This is a genomic window from Alloacidobacterium sp. (assembly GCF_035631355.1).
Lineage (GTDB): Bacteria > Acidobacteriota > Terriglobia > Terriglobales > Acidobacteriaceae > Alloacidobacterium.
In genome coordinates this window covers 202,533-216,825 of the sequence record NZ_DASQIX010000061.1, presented here as the reverse complement: position 1 = coordinate 216,825, position 14,293 = coordinate 202,533, and the positions used below count along the sequence as shown (strand labels likewise).

Sequence of the window (14,293 nt, the reverse complement as noted above, 5' to 3'; positions counted from 1 at the left end):
GCGAAAATTTCAAAAGAGAAGCGAGTAGACAGTCTGCCTGCGGTTTCCTGGAAGATGCTCCAGTAAGGATGCCATGGTGGCGAGAAGAGGGGTGATTCCCCTACTTCACCGTTCTGAGAGTTCGATCTGAATACGAGTGTCTTTCGGAAATGTCAACTCGCTGCCGCGTGCAATCCAGCGTTTATAAACTGACTTAGCCAGTGCATAATACGCAAAGCCCATTGCGACGCCCTTGTTTGCTGAGGCCATCGTGGCAATGCGCGCCATAAGCCCGAACCCATTGCTGACCACGCCATTTTTCACTACATTGTCACTGTCGCCTTCACCTGCGGAAGACGCTAGAAGGCCAAGCACAAGCGGAGCGACATACTTTTCCGGCCCGCCAGTGGCCTTAGCGCCGCCTTCTGAATCAATCTGTACATTCTGTTTTCTGTTTGTCTCTGATGTGATCATCCGCCCATGAATGGAATGATTAGCTGCGGACTCCGTATTCGCCTGTTGCGACTCCAGTTCAGGAGCCTGCGCAGGTGCGTTCACAATCGGTGCATGTGGCAGGTCCAGGCGGCGAAAGGTAAACCGCAGCTTGCCATTTCGCGCGAGGAGGCGCGCAGGCTTCGCCTGAAGCACCACGCCCTCCAGGTGCGTCCCTTCAGGAAGAAGGACGTGGTTCTTTGTTGCGTCCAGCAGCGGTTTGGTGAGGACTGCGTCCACCGTTTGCCCCTGTTTCGCTGTCGCGGAACTCAGGTCCTGTGTCAACCTCGCTTCGATCACGCCTACCAGGGATTTTTCGCTCAGCGGAAGAACCGGCAAAGGTGCGGGGGCTTTCTTCTGCGGAATGCTCAGCGGCGCCGTCAGGTCGGCGTCGTACTGCGTTCCTGACCAGATACGCTGTGGATGATAGGGAAGCTCTGAGTAAAGAATGCGGAGCAGACGGTCGGACTTGCCTGGCTTTGTGATCTGGTCGAGCGTGTCCTGCTCGCGTTGCCTGACCGCCTCTTCTGCCTGCTGGGTTAGCGACGGCTTTTTCGTAGAGGACTTCATTCGTACTACTGCGCCATCTCGCTGTGTCGCGCGTGTTGAGATGGCTTCGATCGTCCCGTCGGGTAGCGTAATCTGATCAAACTGCAGTTCGGGCGTGACCAAAGGAGTGAAGTCGCCGTCAAGAAGAGCGTCAGCGCGCTCTCCTCTCTTGAGCGGGTGGGCAGCAATCACAGAGCCGGAGACGGGCGTGTTTACCGGCAGAATTTCGTGGTCAACAAGATAAACCGGCGCAATAAGATGACCCTCTATCCGGGTCCCCACACTCACCGGGTACCGTTGATCGATCTGAATTCGCAGCGGAACGCCGGCAGAGATCGTGGCCTCTTGTGCGTGTGTAAAGACGGAGGCGCTAACAGCCACTAACAGGAGAAATGGGAAGGAAAATCTAGAGGGCATCTGCTTCTTGGACGGTTCTGAAGAGTAATGTAGAGCGTGGTTGCTTAAGGTAGCATGAAGGCCATGTCCACAATCGAATACTGGCAGGCCAAACCGTCCGACATTCCAGCGATGGCGCGGCTCCGCGCCCAGCGGGCGAGCAGGGAAGAGTACTGGACAGACCGCATCACCCGGTACTTCGAGGGCGAGCACAATCCGCAGATGGCGCTGCCGCCGCGCATTGGATTTGTGGCGGTTGATGGCGAAACCGTAATCGGCCTCATCACCGGGCACTTGAGCCGGCGCTACTCCTGCGATGGCGAAGTGCAGTGGATCCATACCGCGACCGAGTACCGACGCAAGGGAGTAGCGTCAGAGCTGCTGCGTCTTCTGGCGAAGTGGTTCATTGTGCAAAATGCGCTCAAAATTTGCGTGGATGTCGATCCTTCCAACACCGCGGGCTTGCGGTTTTATTCCAAACACAGCGCTCAAGTCCTGAATCCGCACTGGATGATCTGGAATGACATTCGCGTTGTGGCTGAGGAATCGACTACGATCAACATCCCGTCATGAGAGGAGACGCTGCATGGCCATCGACGTTCGCGGTACGACTACGCTCATTCAGGTCTTCGATATGCCTACATCGCTTGCATTCTATTGCGATGTGCTGGGCTTTGAGGTTCATAGCTCATCTCAACCACCGCCCAATTGCGGATGGGCATGGCTCAAGCTCAATGGCACGGACCTGATGCTGAACACCGCATACGACGATGACTGCAGACCGCCGATCCCCGAACCTGCCCGCGTTGCCGCGCACGATGACACATGCCTCTATTTCGGTTGCCCGGACACAGATGCGGCCTATGAATATCTTTTGTCAAAGGGCATCAACCTCAAGCCGCCGAAGGTTGCGTGGTATGGCATGAAGCAGCTTTATCTGAAAGATCCTGACGGATACGGGATATGCTTTCAGTGGCCGGCGAAAGAGCAGGGCTAAAGCAAGCTTTGTCCCGCTGCGTAGAAGAAGCAGGTCCTTCGACTACGCGCCTGCGGCGCTCCGCTCAGGATGACAACTTGGTTTTGGGCGGTGGTTGGCGCCGTAAGAACCGACTCAGTGCTCCGGGTAGCGCAATGCCCATCACCATTGCCAGCCCAAGATAGAGAACGCCGTAGGCAATCAACACGCTCGGTCCGATCACTAATGGTCGCCTGATGGGAAAAACCAGCTTGAGACCGTACCCGAGGACAGCGGCGATAATCGCGGCCATCCAGAGGCGTGCGATCCGCGATGTCTGGGGCGTAACCGCGCCGATGCGCTCATGCAGAGCGCGTCGTAAGAGCGTGAACTCCACCCATCCGGCAATGCCGGCTGAAAGAGTGAGCCCAGCCACGCCCCAGCGATGGTCGATGCCCAGCATTCGGGGTAAGGGAAGAGCACAGAAATAGCCAAGCCCCAGCGTCAGCGCCACGCGGATAAGCGCAAAATTCAGAGGCGTGCGCGTATTTCGCAGCGCATAGAAGGCCGATGAATAGAGCCGTCCAGAGGTAGAAGCCAGCAGTCCCACGCCCGATCCCGCCAGAACGCGCCATACAAATGTCACGTCATCTTTGCCGAAGTGTCCCGAGCGATAGATGGTCGCAACAACGAGATCGCCGAGAACGATAAACGCGACGGCCGAGGGAATCACGAAGAAGGCTATGTTCTGCAGACCTGCCGCGAGACGCTGGCGCAGGGCGGTCGCAATCTCTTCCTGCGTGCCCAGTTCGCTAGACATAGCAGGCAACTCTGCCGCGGAGATCGCCATGCCGAAAAGGCTCACCGGCAGCGAATTCAAGGTCTGCGCATAAGCCAGAGCCGAGACCGCACCGGTAGGAAGAAAGCTGGCCAGCAAGGAATCGATATAAGCACTGATCTGCACAACGCCGCGGCTGACGAATACGGGAAAGAAACTCCGAACTACCGTCCGGACTTGCTCCGTGCGAACGCTTAAATGCGGGCGCATTGGCCAGAGAAAGCGCAGCACAGCAGGCAACTGCACGGCAAACTGCAAGCCGCTGCCGATGACGGAGCCAATCGCAACTGTGACAGCGAGCTTTTCTTCAGTCTGGTGGCCACCCTTCCAAAGAAATGCTGCGATGATGGCGAGGTTCCAGATCACCGGCGCGGCATAAGAGAGAAAAAACTTGCGATGGCTGTTTAGAATTCCCAGGCACCAGGCGGAGAAGACCAGCAGCGCCGCTCCGGGGAAGAGAATCTTCACCAGCAGGATTGTCAGTTGGCGCTTCGACCCATGAAATCCAGGCGCGATGGCGTCAATCAGCCAGGGAGCGGCGAAGATGCCGGCTACCACCAGGATCGCCGTGACCAGAAAGAGCAGCGCAAAGATGGCCTCAGCCAGTTTTGAAGCTTCTTCGTGCCGCTCTTCGGCGCGCAGGCGCGCATACACCGGAATGAACGACGCCGAGAGCACGCCTTCGCCAAAAAGATTCTGCAGGAAATTGGGAATGCGGAAAGCAGCGCGAAACGCATCTGCCGCGTCGGAATTGCCGAAGTAGTGGGCAAAAACGCGGTCGCGTATAAGCCCTACGAGGCGACTGGACAGAATGCCCGTAGCTACAGCCGCGGCTGACGCGCGGGCTGAGAATTTCCTGGGTGTGGTTGTCTCGCTCAAAACATGATTATAGGGGCGTGTATTTTCCGGTGGCCTTAATGTTTCATCGTAGTATCTCGGCTGTAACCGTGCGAGTCAGCACATGGCTGGACTATTTCGGCGCGTCAGGCTTTGATGTCAGATGAAGGGCGTCGCCGACATGCCGCGCTGACTCGCCGAGCGCATGTTTTGTAATGCGATAACTCTTCTGCAGAGCATTTCCTGCTGAGTCTTCGGCGAGTGAAATAGCTGTGCTGGTGTCGTTGCCGCCGGTTGCAATTGCATTTTCAGTAGTGTTGCTGACCGCAATCACCCCTTGCGCCGGATGCCGTCCGGGGTTGAACCAGGCGATATCGGTTTCCGGCAGTTGGTTGAGGCGCGGTAGAACAGCATCCGGGAAGTTCGTTGTCGCCATTTTGTCGGCAAGTGGCCACAAATTCGACGAAATGAACAGAGAGCCATTCATTGGGTGGCCGGGTTCGCCCAGATTAATGAGCTTGCCTGCCGGAAGAGCGGCCACGTCCTGACATTTGTCGGCCCCACCCTCTTTGACAGAGTGTCTCGTTGAGATAGGAAGCATGCTTGCTGGCAGAAATCCAGACTCTTGCGCCGTGGTCTTCCGCGTGAAAAGTCGATGCGCGAACAATCTGGCTCACATCGCATACCGTGTCCTCATGCGCCGCGGCGTACCAATAAAGGGCCTTCGATTTAGCGAAGGAAGTGTTACCGCTAATTGACTGGACAAGAACGGAGACGTGTTCTGTGTCCAGCGGGTGCCCATGTGCTCCGCAGTCTTGCTCCCAGAGGTGGTAGTAATGTATTTCAACTTCAGGTTCTTGACCGATAGGCGTCGTCGCCGGAAAGACCTGACCGTAAATCGTCCCATTTTCAGCCTCTAACGTGGGCTGGTCCACGTCCGGGCGGAATTGTGCGGGAATGCCTGCACAGTCATGCTTCCCGATCATGAAAGTTGGAGCAAACTGCGTCAGCAAAGCCTGCTCAGAGTGTCGCTTAAACCATCGCCGTCCGAGTCGATGGATTTAATTTCCTGCGTCAGAGCAACTCTATTCGAGAGAAAAATCAGCACGGCGGCAATGAGGAGAAGCCTGGTTAAGCGCACGCACCTATGATGCAACGCCGAGGTGTTCGCTGTCTTGTAGGTGTTCGCCTGCAGAAAGACAATCTAGGAGTCTAAATTCACAGCGCGAGTGGCATCTGGAGAAATTACGCTGGGATTCTTCTGCTGGTTTGCAGTTTTGCTGTGTTGCGTGCTCAGAGTCAAGAGACAACTTGCTCCACTCCAATGGAGTATGAGCCTGTTCCGTTTGACAACCATGCACAGAGAGTCACATTTAAGTGCATTCAGGCGACGCCGTTTGAGTTAATTCAAGCCGTTGGCAGGCAGACTCGCCTTCCCATAGGCATTGTTCTCGGACGGGACACCGATGCGCTTACAAAGGAGCGTCATTCTTATGACCTTGAGAATGTCTCGGCGGAAACAGCCTTGCAACAGGTGGCCCACGATGCCGATTACACGCTGAAGCAGGAAGGCGCAGTATGGGTGCTTGTTGCCGATGATCTTTCTTCACGCCAGAGCAGCATGCTCTTGCAAACTTATTCGAACTTCAAACCAATGGAAATCCCGGCACTATGGTTCAGATGGGTGTATCGCTCACTATGTGGATGCGGGCTACTGCGAATCCGAAAATTCAGGGGTTCGGCGGCAGCATTCTACACTCGCTCAATGACGAACGGCTCACCTTGAAAGTGCCGCCTTCCTCCAACACGGAAGAGATCGCCAACGCGATTGTTTCTCTGGAATCCAAAGGGATGTGGATGTTGAAGGCGGCACCGGATTACCCGAATGACGCATTAAACGATCAGGTCGAAATAGAGCCTTATCAGCACTACTCCAATCGGCCCAACGTTCAGTGAATGGTGTTCGGCCGCGGACAGCATTCAAGCAAAAATGGACACCCGCCAGATATTTGCTGACTCGCCCTTCCATATTTATCAGAAAGTTACGATGTGCTATTCCGCTTTCCGGCATGGCCATAAAATTGCCTCACCACATGCGAAGTTGTGTCTTCAGGAGGACTGGATGGCGTACTTTGAGCGGATGCGTGACGTGATTCATGGGCCTTTGCGTCAGGACCTATTGCGGCAAAGGACTGATGCGGGCTGGCAGATAGTCTCAATTGAGTGGCGGCGTGAACTGCCGGGGAATGCCCCCGAAGGGGCAATCGATACCGAAGACGTGCCCTATGGCCTCCGCCTGTCGGATGATTGCCAGCGTCTTGAAATCGACCCACAGGAGAACGCGACGCTGGTGCAGATGATGGAGCTGCTGGTTCAGGACTTTCCCTTCTCGGCTGTTGTCAGCGACCTGAACGAGAAAGGTTTCCGTACCCGAGACGGCAAGCGCTGGACGCCGGTCTCGGTCTTCAATATGCTGCCGCGGCTGATTGACGTTGGCCCGCGCATCTTCTCGACGGAGGAATGGGACCGGCGTCGCGAGCATTTCGCCGCGAAAGTAGGGTAGGGCTACGTTACCAGAAGACCTTCAACCCCCGGTATCGCCTGAACTGCCGGTCAGCGCCAACCAGCGGCACGCCTTCCTCTACGGCAGTGGCGATAATCATACGGTCGAAGGGATCGCGGTGGTGCAGGGGCAGGGCAAACATGCGATAAGCGTGGCGCGGCTCAAAGGGGATGACAGTTAATTGGAGGTCGGCCACGCCCTGCTGCATCATTTCATCAGTCAACCGCATCTTGCCAAGGCTATTCTTGATGGCAATTTCCACCAGGCTTATCGCGCTTATCCAGCGTTCTGTCTCTTCGTCTGTCAGTAGTGATGAAACCCTCTTGGGCAGGGCATTGATGCCGCCTGCAGCAGCAAGATAAAAGGCCTGAGTATCCAGGAGAACAATCACTCAGTAGCGCCCTTCAAGAAAGGCGTCTACCTCTTCATCCGTCATCGGCTCCAATGCTCGCGGGTCAATCAGATAAGCTTTGCCTTTGAGTGTGCCGAACTTTGGCTTCTGCTTCTCCGCCTTGGGCGAAGGCCCCAATTCAGCCACGGGCTTTTTGTAGCGCACAATGGTGATGCGCTCGCCACGCGAGGCGCGCTTCACCAGTTCGGGAAGGTGGGCTTTGGCGTAGGCCATGCTGATCGTATCCATGAATAGAATGGTACAATATTTGTAAATTGTTGTACAACATTTAGGACCGTGCCAGTCCGCGTTTGTTCAGTAAATCTGCAGCCAGGGAAGCTGCCAACTCGCTCTTGCGGTCCCGCATCCGCCAGTGCTGAAAGAAGCCATGGATCATGTGGACCTGGAGATCGTCAGAGTATTTTTCATCCGAGACGATTCGCGCGATGAAGAGCGTATGACTGCCAATCTTGCGAATTTGCTCGACCTGCAATTCTCTGACTCGCGGAGCAGCGGCGGGAACGGGGATGCGGAACTCCTTTGATGTTTTTAGCGCGAACGGAAGCTGGTCCCAACTGATGGAATCCTTAGTGTGATTGACCGCCATTTGGAACGCCGTCGAGCAAAGAGGCAGAGGCACATTGCTGAGGGAGATGCGCCCGGCGTCTTCGACAAGATGCGCAGCGCGGCGCGAGTCTTTGAGCGCAAAGGCAAAATAGCCGTTGCCAAGCTCGCCCATCAGGTTCATAGGAAACATATTGCCGCCAGCTTCACCAATAAGACTGCCCAGCATCAGCGGATGTGGCCGGATGAACGTTACAATGGCCGCCCGCAGTTCGCGCGCGGTCATCTTTACATCGAATGAGCCGACGTTCCGTCGGTTTGAATATGCCTGTGACAGGAAGTGTGCCCAGAGCCGCGGTCTCGGCAGGCAATGGTTGATTGATCCCAGCACGTCGAACAAGTGCAGTTCTGTGCAATCGAGCGGAATAACTGCCCGAGACTCCAGCCATATCTCGCCAAGCAGCCGCTTCGCGCCGGCACGCTCGTAGAAGCGCAGGGACAGCTTGCAATGGCCGCTGCCTGCTGCCCACTGTCCTTCGTCAAGAGAGACGCCCAGCACGAGCGGAGCGCAGCATGCAGTTGTCAGGCGGCGTGTCACGACAATAGGCGCCCCCATTCCATGCAGAAACACCGTGATTTCCGTTTGCGGATCGATCAGGCCGATGGTGAATTCCTGAGGAATCAGCGTGTCCCCGAATACGATCTTGCGAATGGCGCTGCGGCTTTGACGATAAATCGACATGCGGCATTCTCCTCAGAGGATGCGGGTCGCCTGCGCCAGGCCCGATCCAGCGTATTCCACAGTTGTTCGTACATGACCGCTGACTCGATACAGGCATTCAATCTCGCTGGCATCGGAATGCGTGTGCGCATGCCAGCCCGAAGTGCGTGTTTCCACCAGCCGATACGGATAGCGCTTCTGTGCCGCGAGGTTCGAGATGGACTCGGCTGCGCGCCTGTTTCCGATATAGAAGAAGCAACTCTTGGTAAAGCGCGCGATAACTTTCAGGTAATCACTCATGCTCTTGTCCGACAGGTCGGACATGGCGTGAGAGCTGAAGGTAATATCGATGCTCTCGTGCTGCACCTTCTCCATTTCAAACAATGGCAAGAGAACAACGTCGGCGCGGGCGATCTCCTTCTCCCCGTAGAGCAATAAATTCAAATGAGGGAAGGCCTTCAGCAGATAGTACGAGGCCAGTGCGATGCTCTCTGGAACATCGAAGTTGAGATACTTTACTCCGGCATGGTCGCGAAGGAGATAGTAGGCCATTCCTCCGTAGCCGCCGCCAATCTCGGCGACAGTATCCGCATCGGAAGCAAGATGTTCGCGTATTCTCAGTGCGCAATAATGCTGATAAGGTGAGCCGGTTCTCACCAATGTTCCGTCAATTAATATTCCAAATGGATTTCCGATCTCAGGTCCGGTGAGGTCCCGCAATGCGAAGCGGCTGTCGGTCTGGGTTGCCCAGTGATCGATGCGATAGAGGGCGTCGCCGAGATAATAACGGCGGTGAATGTCTCGCATGTTCCCGCCAAAGAAGGCGCTCGTCATGCCGTAAGGCACGCTAATCAGGCCGGTCGAACATACGTCGCGGAAGAAGTTACGGTACATCCCGCCTAAAGTTAGGATGTCACATGTCTCAAGGGCACGCATGACGGGGCCGAGTCTTTCCTGTCGTATCTGCTGCCACCAGTCAGTAGACTGAAATGCCTTTGGCGCATCCTGTGAATCTCTGACAGCCTTATTGTATGACGCGCAGATTCTCTCCAGCACTTGGGGGTCATCATCAATGAGGTCGCTGACGCGGGGAGCAAACCCGTGCGAAACATTCTCAAGATCGAAGCGTGGATCGCCGCGAAAATGACGTCTGCTGCTGTTGCCGAATCTTCGCAGGTCGAGATGCATCGCCGCCACCCTTCCGGCAAGTATCGCCGTGCGAAGCGGATGGCGCAGATGTTTCCATTTCAGCCTCATGTCACGCTGTCTGAAGCCTAAAAGCTGGCTGGCTCCCTGCATGTCATCAGCTTGTCATTCAATTGTCACCAGTCGAGCAGACGGCCCATGACTCAAGAGGTCGAGAGCAACACCTCTGAGTACTACCTCACTTATCAGACGGCTTCGGAATTGCGGTGTCGGTAGAGATCGGTTTCCCAAAGTTCGGCGTACCGTCCGAATTCCAGGTAAAGGGCTGGATCCGAGGCGAACGATATTCTCCGCACCCTTGTTTCGATTGCGAATTAGCGTGATAGATGATCCAGTCTTCCCTGCCGTCAGGCGATTTGAAGAATCCGTTATGCCCCGGTCCATACACACCGGCCTGATGGTCTTGTTTGAAAAACGGATGGTCGTACTTCGTCCACGACGCGGGATTCAACAGGTCTGAACCGGACTTCGCGCGCACTACACCGAGTTCGTAATAGTCCGTCCAGCAGGCTGAGGCTGAGTAGACAAGGAAAATATCGTTGCCGTGTTGGAGGATTTCTGGGCCTTCATTGACATCAACGTGCGGCATCTCGGGGCGGCCGAGCAGGTCACCGACATGCTCCCACGGATATTTGGGATAGGAGAGTTCGACGCGCCTGGAATCAATTGTCCAGGGATTTTTCAAATGGGCGAGGTAGATGCGCTGTTCGCCGTCCGTATCTCCTTCCCAGCCCGACCATAGGATGTACTTCTGGCCCTTGTCCTCGAAGGCGGAAGCGTCGATGGCCCATTTATCGGTGGCATCGGCGACTTTCCCTTTGAAGGTCCACTCGCCTTCCAGCGGATCGGCGGATGGATTCTCGATGACATAAATGCGGTGCGACTCATTCCGGCCCGCATCGGCGGCAAAGTAGATGTACCACTTGCCGTCGAAAAGGTGCAGCTCCGGCGCCCAGATGTCGTGCGAATAAGGTCCGGTTGACGGAGGCGTCCACACCACTTTTTTCTCAGCGTGCGCAACGTTGGTGATGTCGCGGGTCTTCCATACGGTCAGGTTGAGACCTGTTGTATTCATGTAGTAATAGAAGCCATTATGCGTCATGACCCAAGGATCCGGGCCGCTCGGCAGCAAAGGATTGTGGAAGGTGTTCTGCTGCGCGTGGGATATAACGGACGAAAGCGAGACTACGAAGACTGCTGCTAGAAAAAGACTGAAGGACGGTCTCATCACAGCCCTATCTTATGATAGCGCTGCGCATGGCTGGCCACCGAAAGTTTAAGGGGCACGTTGTACCGTGCCCCTCTATTTATGCTCTATTTTGCGCTCTTACAGCTGCGGTTGCGATTGAGGCTGTTGCGACTGAGGTTGTGTCGGCTGCGCCGGCATCTGCGTGTGAGGCTGGTTCTGCGGCTCCGGAACGGGCTGCTGTTGCTGCTGCTGCAGGTTCTGCGGCTGCGCTGGAAGCACTACCTCGGGCAGTTGCTTGGCCGGTTCGAGACCCGGAATAGTGGGCTTCTGCGTCACTGTTCCAGTTGCGGCGTCGGCAACGCTGATGCCATAGCGGTCGAGTGTGTTGGAGAGAGTTTCAGCCAATCCCGCGCGGTCGACCGCATATTTCGCGGTTGCAGAAATGACATTGTTCTCCGCGGTAGCGAGATTGCGTTCCTGTTGCAGAACATTGGCGGTAGTGGATGCGCCGAGGTGGTACTTTTTCTGTTCGGCATCGAGGCTCTGATAGGCATACTCACGCGCGGCGAGCGAGGATTGGACTGCGGCGCGGTCGTTGGTGAGGGCGAACTGGCCGTTAATAACATTCATACGCGTCTGCACGTACAGTTGTTCGAGACGCATCTGAGACTGACGGAATTCCAACATGGCGCGTGCCTGTTCCGCCTGATTGATGCGGTTGCGAATCGGCACGTTAAGGCTGAAGCCAACACCCTTGTCCGGCCCTGAGCCATTGAAAGTGTTCTGCAGTGTACTGCCGTAGCCACCTAACGGAGGCACAATGCCCGGAGGGCACGGCACGAATGGGCCGCCAAAGATAGGGCTGCAGTTTAGAAATGGACTTTGTGAGCCAGCGATGCCCGAGCCCCCGTAAAAACCGTAAACATCGAGCGTTGGCAGGAGACCGTTCTTTACTCCCTTGAGCGTAATCTGATTGTTCTTGATGGCGAGGATAGCCTGTTCAATCTGTGGACTGTTTGCATCGGCCTGACGAACCAGATCGTCGACCGGCATTTTCTCTTCAGGAGTTTCGAGCAGGCTGACGCGATCCGTGGGAATGACCGGAGCGTTAATCAGTGCAGGATCGTCAAGGTTGCGAATCAGAGCCTGCTTCATAATGAGTTGTTGATATTCAAGCGTGCTCTGTGACGAGATAAGAGCCTGCTTATCACTGGCGACCTGGCTATCAGCATTTACTACGTCGAGTGGAGCAAGGGTGCCAATTGCAAGCTGCTTGCGATTGTCCGAGGCGAGTTGCGTTGATTGCGCAAGGGCACGCGTTTTTGCCTGATAGTCCTCGTAGGCGCTCACTAGACCCCAGTAGATGTTTTCGACCTGATTGATCGTGAACAGCAATTGCTGGCGAAACGCCGAATCGGCGATGCGACGGTTGTTTTTGGCTTCAATCATGAAGCGATCATTGATGCCAATGCAGCATCCATTCAGAAGGTGCTGGGTAAGCTGAAGCTTAAAGGTCGATTGCAGTGCCGGACTGTAGTTAGAGCGCTGGCTGTTGGATGTGGTGTAGCTGTTATCAAAGGTGAAGTTGAGCGCAGTACCGGTTACGAATCCCTGATTGTACGTAAAGTTATAAATATTCTGATTTTGGTTCAGCGTATTTGTGCCGGTGATGAAGGTCGTAGTCTGCGGTGAGGTGGTGCGTTCGAGCTGAATGGTGCCGGTTACGGTGGGATCCATTTGCTCAGGCAGCGGGCCGCCACCGTTTGTGGTTCCGGTAATACCAGCGGCGCCCGAGGCTGCCCCACCTGCACTCGTCGTAGTACCACCTGGGCCACCTCCGGTCGAAGCGGCGACGGTTGAGGTCGAGCCTCCGAGTGTTCCCGTCACCAGACCAGTGGGAACGCCGAGAAAGAGCCCGCCCGCCTTGGTGCGCAGGATGTCGGTATCGGCGACGTCGAGGTTGTAGCGCTGGATGGCGATGTCGTAGTTATTTTCTAGAGCCAGAAGAACAGCATCGGAGAGGCTCAGATAGATCTTGCCGTCCTTGACAAGGTCGGGCAGGTGCACGGCATTGGTAAAACGAGGCGCCTCGGCCGTCATAGGCAAATATGGCTTGAAAAGGTTCGGCCAGTATCCCCGTGGCTTGGAATAGTCGTGCGAAGTGGGGCGCATGTAGAGGGGCTGCGTGTAATTCGGCGCAGGCTCGGGCGGAAGTCCCTGGAGTGCAGGATCGGTGTTGCTTTGAGAATTAGTCTGGATCGCGGCCTGAGCGGTTGCGGGGGGCTGAGTCTGCTGCTGGGTTGTTTGGGGCCCGAGCGCCCATGAAGGCGCGGTGCTGACCAAAGTCATGGCGATGGCCGCTGTGGCCCGCAATTTCATGAAGAACGCGCCTTTCGCACCCCGTTGGGCCAGACCTATGTGCAATCGGGACACACGTTTTACCTTTGACACTTCGCGGCGTTCGCTAAAAAATTCCATTCGCCTCTCTCCATCCAATTGCAGCGGTCATTTCCCAGACGCAAACACATCCTTTTCAGACGCGGCTGGTTTCCTTATGCGCGCCCTGTCGCTGCCTGAGGGCACACTGGTTGATGGTTGTGTAACTTTGATCGTTACTCTTCGTCTATACGCGCTTCATCCCGGGTTCGTTCCGTGGATTCGACAGACATGTCGTAGAAAACAGACGCAAAATCACCACCATGACAGGAAAGACTGAGTATATCGCAGGCCGGCTGCCGGTTTCCCGTTTCCCGTTCTGTCCCCCTGAAAAGCAATACCAGGAACTAGATGTTTTATCCTCGCGATTGGACGCTCTAAATGGTTGAAAAACTTCAAGAGGATGGGTCAGGGTGGAAATTGGTGCTGGCCTATGACGGCACGGACTTTCACGGATGGCAAGTGCAGCCGGATCGCGCGACTATTCAGGGGACGCTGGCCGACGCGATCGAGCACATTACAGGCGAGCGCGTATTACCGCAGGGCAGCGGACGTACAGATGCGGGTGTTCATGCACTGGGACAGGTGACGAGCTTTGCGCTGCGTGCAGCCATTCCCGCGGCGAATTTCCACAGAGCGCTGAACCGTGCCCTGCCTGCCTCCATTCGTGTGTTGGAGGCGACGAGCGTTGCCTCTGATTTTCATGCCCGGCACAAGGCGACTGGCAAGCGATACGAGTACCGCATCTTTCGCGGGGAGATTTGTCCGCCGTGGGTCTCACGTTATGTCTATGCCTTGAACTGGCCGTTGAATGTGGAGGCGATGGGGGAGGCGGCGACCATGATCGCTGGCGAACATGATTTTGCTTCGTTTGCGGCGAGCGATCCGGAACTGGCACAGCGCTTGATCGAGCACAGAGAGAGTTCTACTGTGAAGACCATTTTCTCTTCATGCTGGGAAGACGTCGGTGATTTACTCGTGTATCGGGTGCATGGGTCTGGATTTTTGCATCATATGGTCCGCAATCTGGTAGGAACTTTTCTGGATGTTGGACGTGGACACATTGCGCCGCACGAGATGATGCGGATTCTGGAAGCGCGGTCGCGCGCAGCGGCCGGAGCTACCGCCCCGGCTCGGGGATTATTTCTGGTTTCGGTTGATTATTGATGCGAAGAGT

14 protein-coding genes are annotated in these 14,293 nt (G+C 55.7%); 5 read left to right on the top strand and 9 right to left on the bottom strand.

Annotation, left to right across the window (positions count from 1 at the left end; all coding sequences use genetic code 11):
• Positions 1 to 105: 105 nt before the first annotated feature.
• Positions 106 to 1,437, bottom strand: coding sequence for a hypothetical protein (locus VEV40_RS11200; RefSeq protein WP_324832364.1), 1,332 nt, complete (start codon positions 1,435 to 1,437; stop codon positions 106 to 108).
• Positions 1,438 to 1,500: 63 nt separating this feature from the next.
• Between VEV40_RS11200 and VEV40_RS11195 the strand changes: the two genes are divergently transcribed.
• Together VEV40_RS11195 and VEV40_RS11190 are read left to right on the top strand one after the other, a co-directional pair.
• Positions 1,501 to 1,989: a GNAT family N-acetyltransferase gene (locus tag VEV40_RS11195; RefSeq protein ID WP_324832363.1), complete on the top strand. Its 489-nt coding sequence runs from the start codon at positions 1,501 to 1,503 to the stop codon at positions 1,987 to 1,989.
• A 13-nt stretch (positions 1,990 to 2,002) separates the two neighbouring features.
• Positions 2,003 to 2,413 carry a VOC family protein gene (locus VEV40_RS11190; RefSeq protein WP_324832362.1) on the top strand — a complete coding sequence of 137 codons (411 nt, stop codon included), beginning with the start codon at positions 2,003 to 2,005 and terminating at the stop codon, positions 2,411 to 2,413.
• Between the two features lie 64 nt (positions 2,414 to 2,477).
• On the opposite strand, the gene murJ is transcribed toward VEV40_RS11190, so the two are convergent.
• Together murJ and VEV40_RS11180 are read right to left on the bottom strand one after the other, a co-directional pair.
• The gene (murJ, locus tag VEV40_RS11185; protein ID WP_324832360.1) at positions 2,478 to 4,088 is read right to left on the bottom strand and encodes a murein biosynthesis integral membrane protein MurJ; all 1,611 of its coding nucleotides are present in this window, start codon (positions 4,086 to 4,088) and stop codon (positions 2,478 to 2,480) included.
• 91 nt (positions 4,089 to 4,179) lie between these two features.
• On the bottom strand, positions 4,180 to 4,647 hold the full coding sequence (locus VEV40_RS11180) for a hypothetical protein (protein ID WP_324832358.1): 468 nt from the start codon (positions 4,645 to 4,647) through the stop codon (positions 4,180 to 4,182).
• A 1,070-nt stretch (positions 4,648 to 5,717) separates the two neighbouring features.
• Between VEV40_RS11180 and VEV40_RS11175 the strand changes: the two genes are divergently transcribed.
• Both VEV40_RS11175 and VEV40_RS11170 read left to right on the top strand, forming a co-directional pair.
• Positions 5,718 to 6,002, top strand: a complete 285-nt coding sequence (locus VEV40_RS11175; protein ID WP_324832356.1) for a hypothetical protein — start codon at positions 5,718 to 5,720, stop codon at positions 6,000 to 6,002.
• Between the two features lie 166 nt (positions 6,003 to 6,168).
• On the top strand, positions 6,169 to 6,609 hold the full coding sequence (locus tag VEV40_RS11170; protein WP_324832355.1) for a recombinase family protein: 441 nt from the start codon (positions 6,169 to 6,171) through the stop codon (positions 6,607 to 6,609).
• Positions 6,610 to 6,616: 7 nt separating this feature from the next.
• Here the strand turns inward: VEV40_RS11170 and VEV40_RS11165 are convergent, their stop codons facing one another.
• From VEV40_RS11165 to VEV40_RS11140, 6 genes are all read right to left on the bottom strand, one after another.
• Positions 6,617 to 7,000: a type II toxin-antitoxin system VapC family toxin gene (locus tag VEV40_RS11165; protein WP_324832354.1), complete on the bottom strand. Its 384-nt coding sequence runs from the start codon at positions 6,998 to 7,000 to the stop codon at positions 6,617 to 6,619.
• The gene (locus VEV40_RS11160; protein ID WP_324832353.1) at positions 7,001 to 7,249 is read right to left on the bottom strand and encodes a type II toxin-antitoxin system Phd/YefM family antitoxin; all 249 of its coding nucleotides are present in this window, start codon (positions 7,247 to 7,249) and stop codon (positions 7,001 to 7,003) included.
• A 40-nt stretch (positions 7,250 to 7,289) separates the two neighbouring features.
• The gene (locus tag VEV40_RS11155; protein ID WP_324832352.1) at positions 7,290 to 8,306 is read right to left on the bottom strand and encodes a hypothetical protein; all 1,017 of its coding nucleotides are present in this window, start codon (positions 8,304 to 8,306) and stop codon (positions 7,290 to 7,292) included.
• Between the two features lie 12 nt (positions 8,307 to 8,318).
• Positions 8,319 to 9,542, bottom strand: a complete 1,224-nt coding sequence (locus tag VEV40_RS11150) for a putative sugar O-methyltransferase (protein ID WP_324832351.1) — start codon at positions 9,540 to 9,542, stop codon at positions 8,319 to 8,321.
• 127 nt (positions 9,543 to 9,669) lie between these two features.
• Positions 9,670 to 10,719: a glycoside hydrolase family 43 protein gene (locus VEV40_RS11145; RefSeq protein WP_324832434.1), complete on the bottom strand. Its 1,050-nt coding sequence runs from the start codon at positions 10,717 to 10,719 to the stop codon at positions 9,670 to 9,672.
• Positions 10,720 to 10,818: 99 nt separating this feature from the next.
• Positions 10,819 to 13,059 (bottom strand): TolC family protein, encoded by a 2,241-nt coding sequence (locus tag VEV40_RS11140; protein ID WP_324832350.1) that lies wholly within the window; start codon positions 13,057 to 13,059, stop codon positions 10,819 to 10,821.
• A gap of 438 nt (positions 13,060 to 13,497) precedes the next feature.
• Here VEV40_RS11140 and truA point away from each other — a divergent pair, with 438 nt between their 5' ends.
• Entirely contained in the window at positions 13,498 to 14,283 is a 786-nt protein-coding gene (gene truA / locus VEV40_RS11135; protein ID WP_324832349.1) for a tRNA pseudouridine(38-40) synthase TruA, read from the top strand.
• The last annotated feature ends 10 nt before the right edge of the window (positions 14,284 to 14,293 follow it).

What these genes read in the sequence shown, in the direction of transcription:
- VEV40_RS11200 (WP_324832364.1), bottom strand. Translation starts at nt 1,437, where the DNA reads ATGCCCTCTAGATTTTCCTTCCCATTTCTCCTGTTAGTGGCTGTTAGC.
- VEV40_RS11195 (WP_324832363.1), top strand. Translation starts at nt 1,501, where the DNA reads ATGTCCACAATCGAATACTGGCAGGCCAAACCGTCCGACATTCCAGCG.
- VEV40_RS11190 (WP_324832362.1), top strand. Translation starts at nt 2,003, where the DNA reads ATGGCCATCGACGTTCGCGGTACGACTACGCTCATTCAGGTCTTCGAT.
- VEV40_RS11180 (WP_324832358.1), bottom strand. Translation starts at nt 4,647, where the DNA reads ATGCTTCCTATCTCAACGAGACACTCTGTCAAAGAGGGTGGGGCCGAC.
- VEV40_RS11175 (WP_324832356.1), top strand. Translation starts at nt 5,718, where the DNA reads ATGGTTCAGATGGGTGTATCGCTCACTATGTGGATGCGGGCTACTGCG.
- VEV40_RS11170 (WP_324832355.1), top strand. Translation starts at nt 6,169, where the DNA reads ATGGCGTACTTTGAGCGGATGCGTGACGTGATTCATGGGCCTTTGCGT.
- VEV40_RS11160 (WP_324832353.1), bottom strand. Translation starts at nt 7,249, where the DNA reads ATGGATACGATCAGCATGGCCTACGCCAAAGCCCACCTTCCCGAACTG.
- VEV40_RS11155 (WP_324832352.1), bottom strand. Translation starts at nt 8,306, where the DNA reads ATGTCGATTTATCGTCAAAGCCGCAGCGCCATTCGCAAGATCGTATTC.
- VEV40_RS11150 (WP_324832351.1), bottom strand. Translation starts at nt 9,542, where the DNA reads ATGAGGCTGAAATGGAAACATCTGCGCCATCCGCTTCGCACGGCGATA.
- VEV40_RS11145 (WP_324832434.1), bottom strand. Translation starts at nt 10,719, where the DNA reads ATGAGACCGTCCTTCAGTCTTTTTCTAGCAGCAGTCTTCGTAGTCTCG.
- VEV40_RS11140 (WP_324832350.1), bottom strand. Translation starts at nt 13,059, where the DNA reads ATGAAATTGCGGGCCACAGCGGCCATCGCCATGACTTTGGTCAGCACC.
- truA (WP_324832349.1), top strand. Translation starts at nt 13,498, where the DNA reads ATGGTTGAAAAACTTCAAGAGGATGGGTCAGGGTGGAAATTGGTGCTG.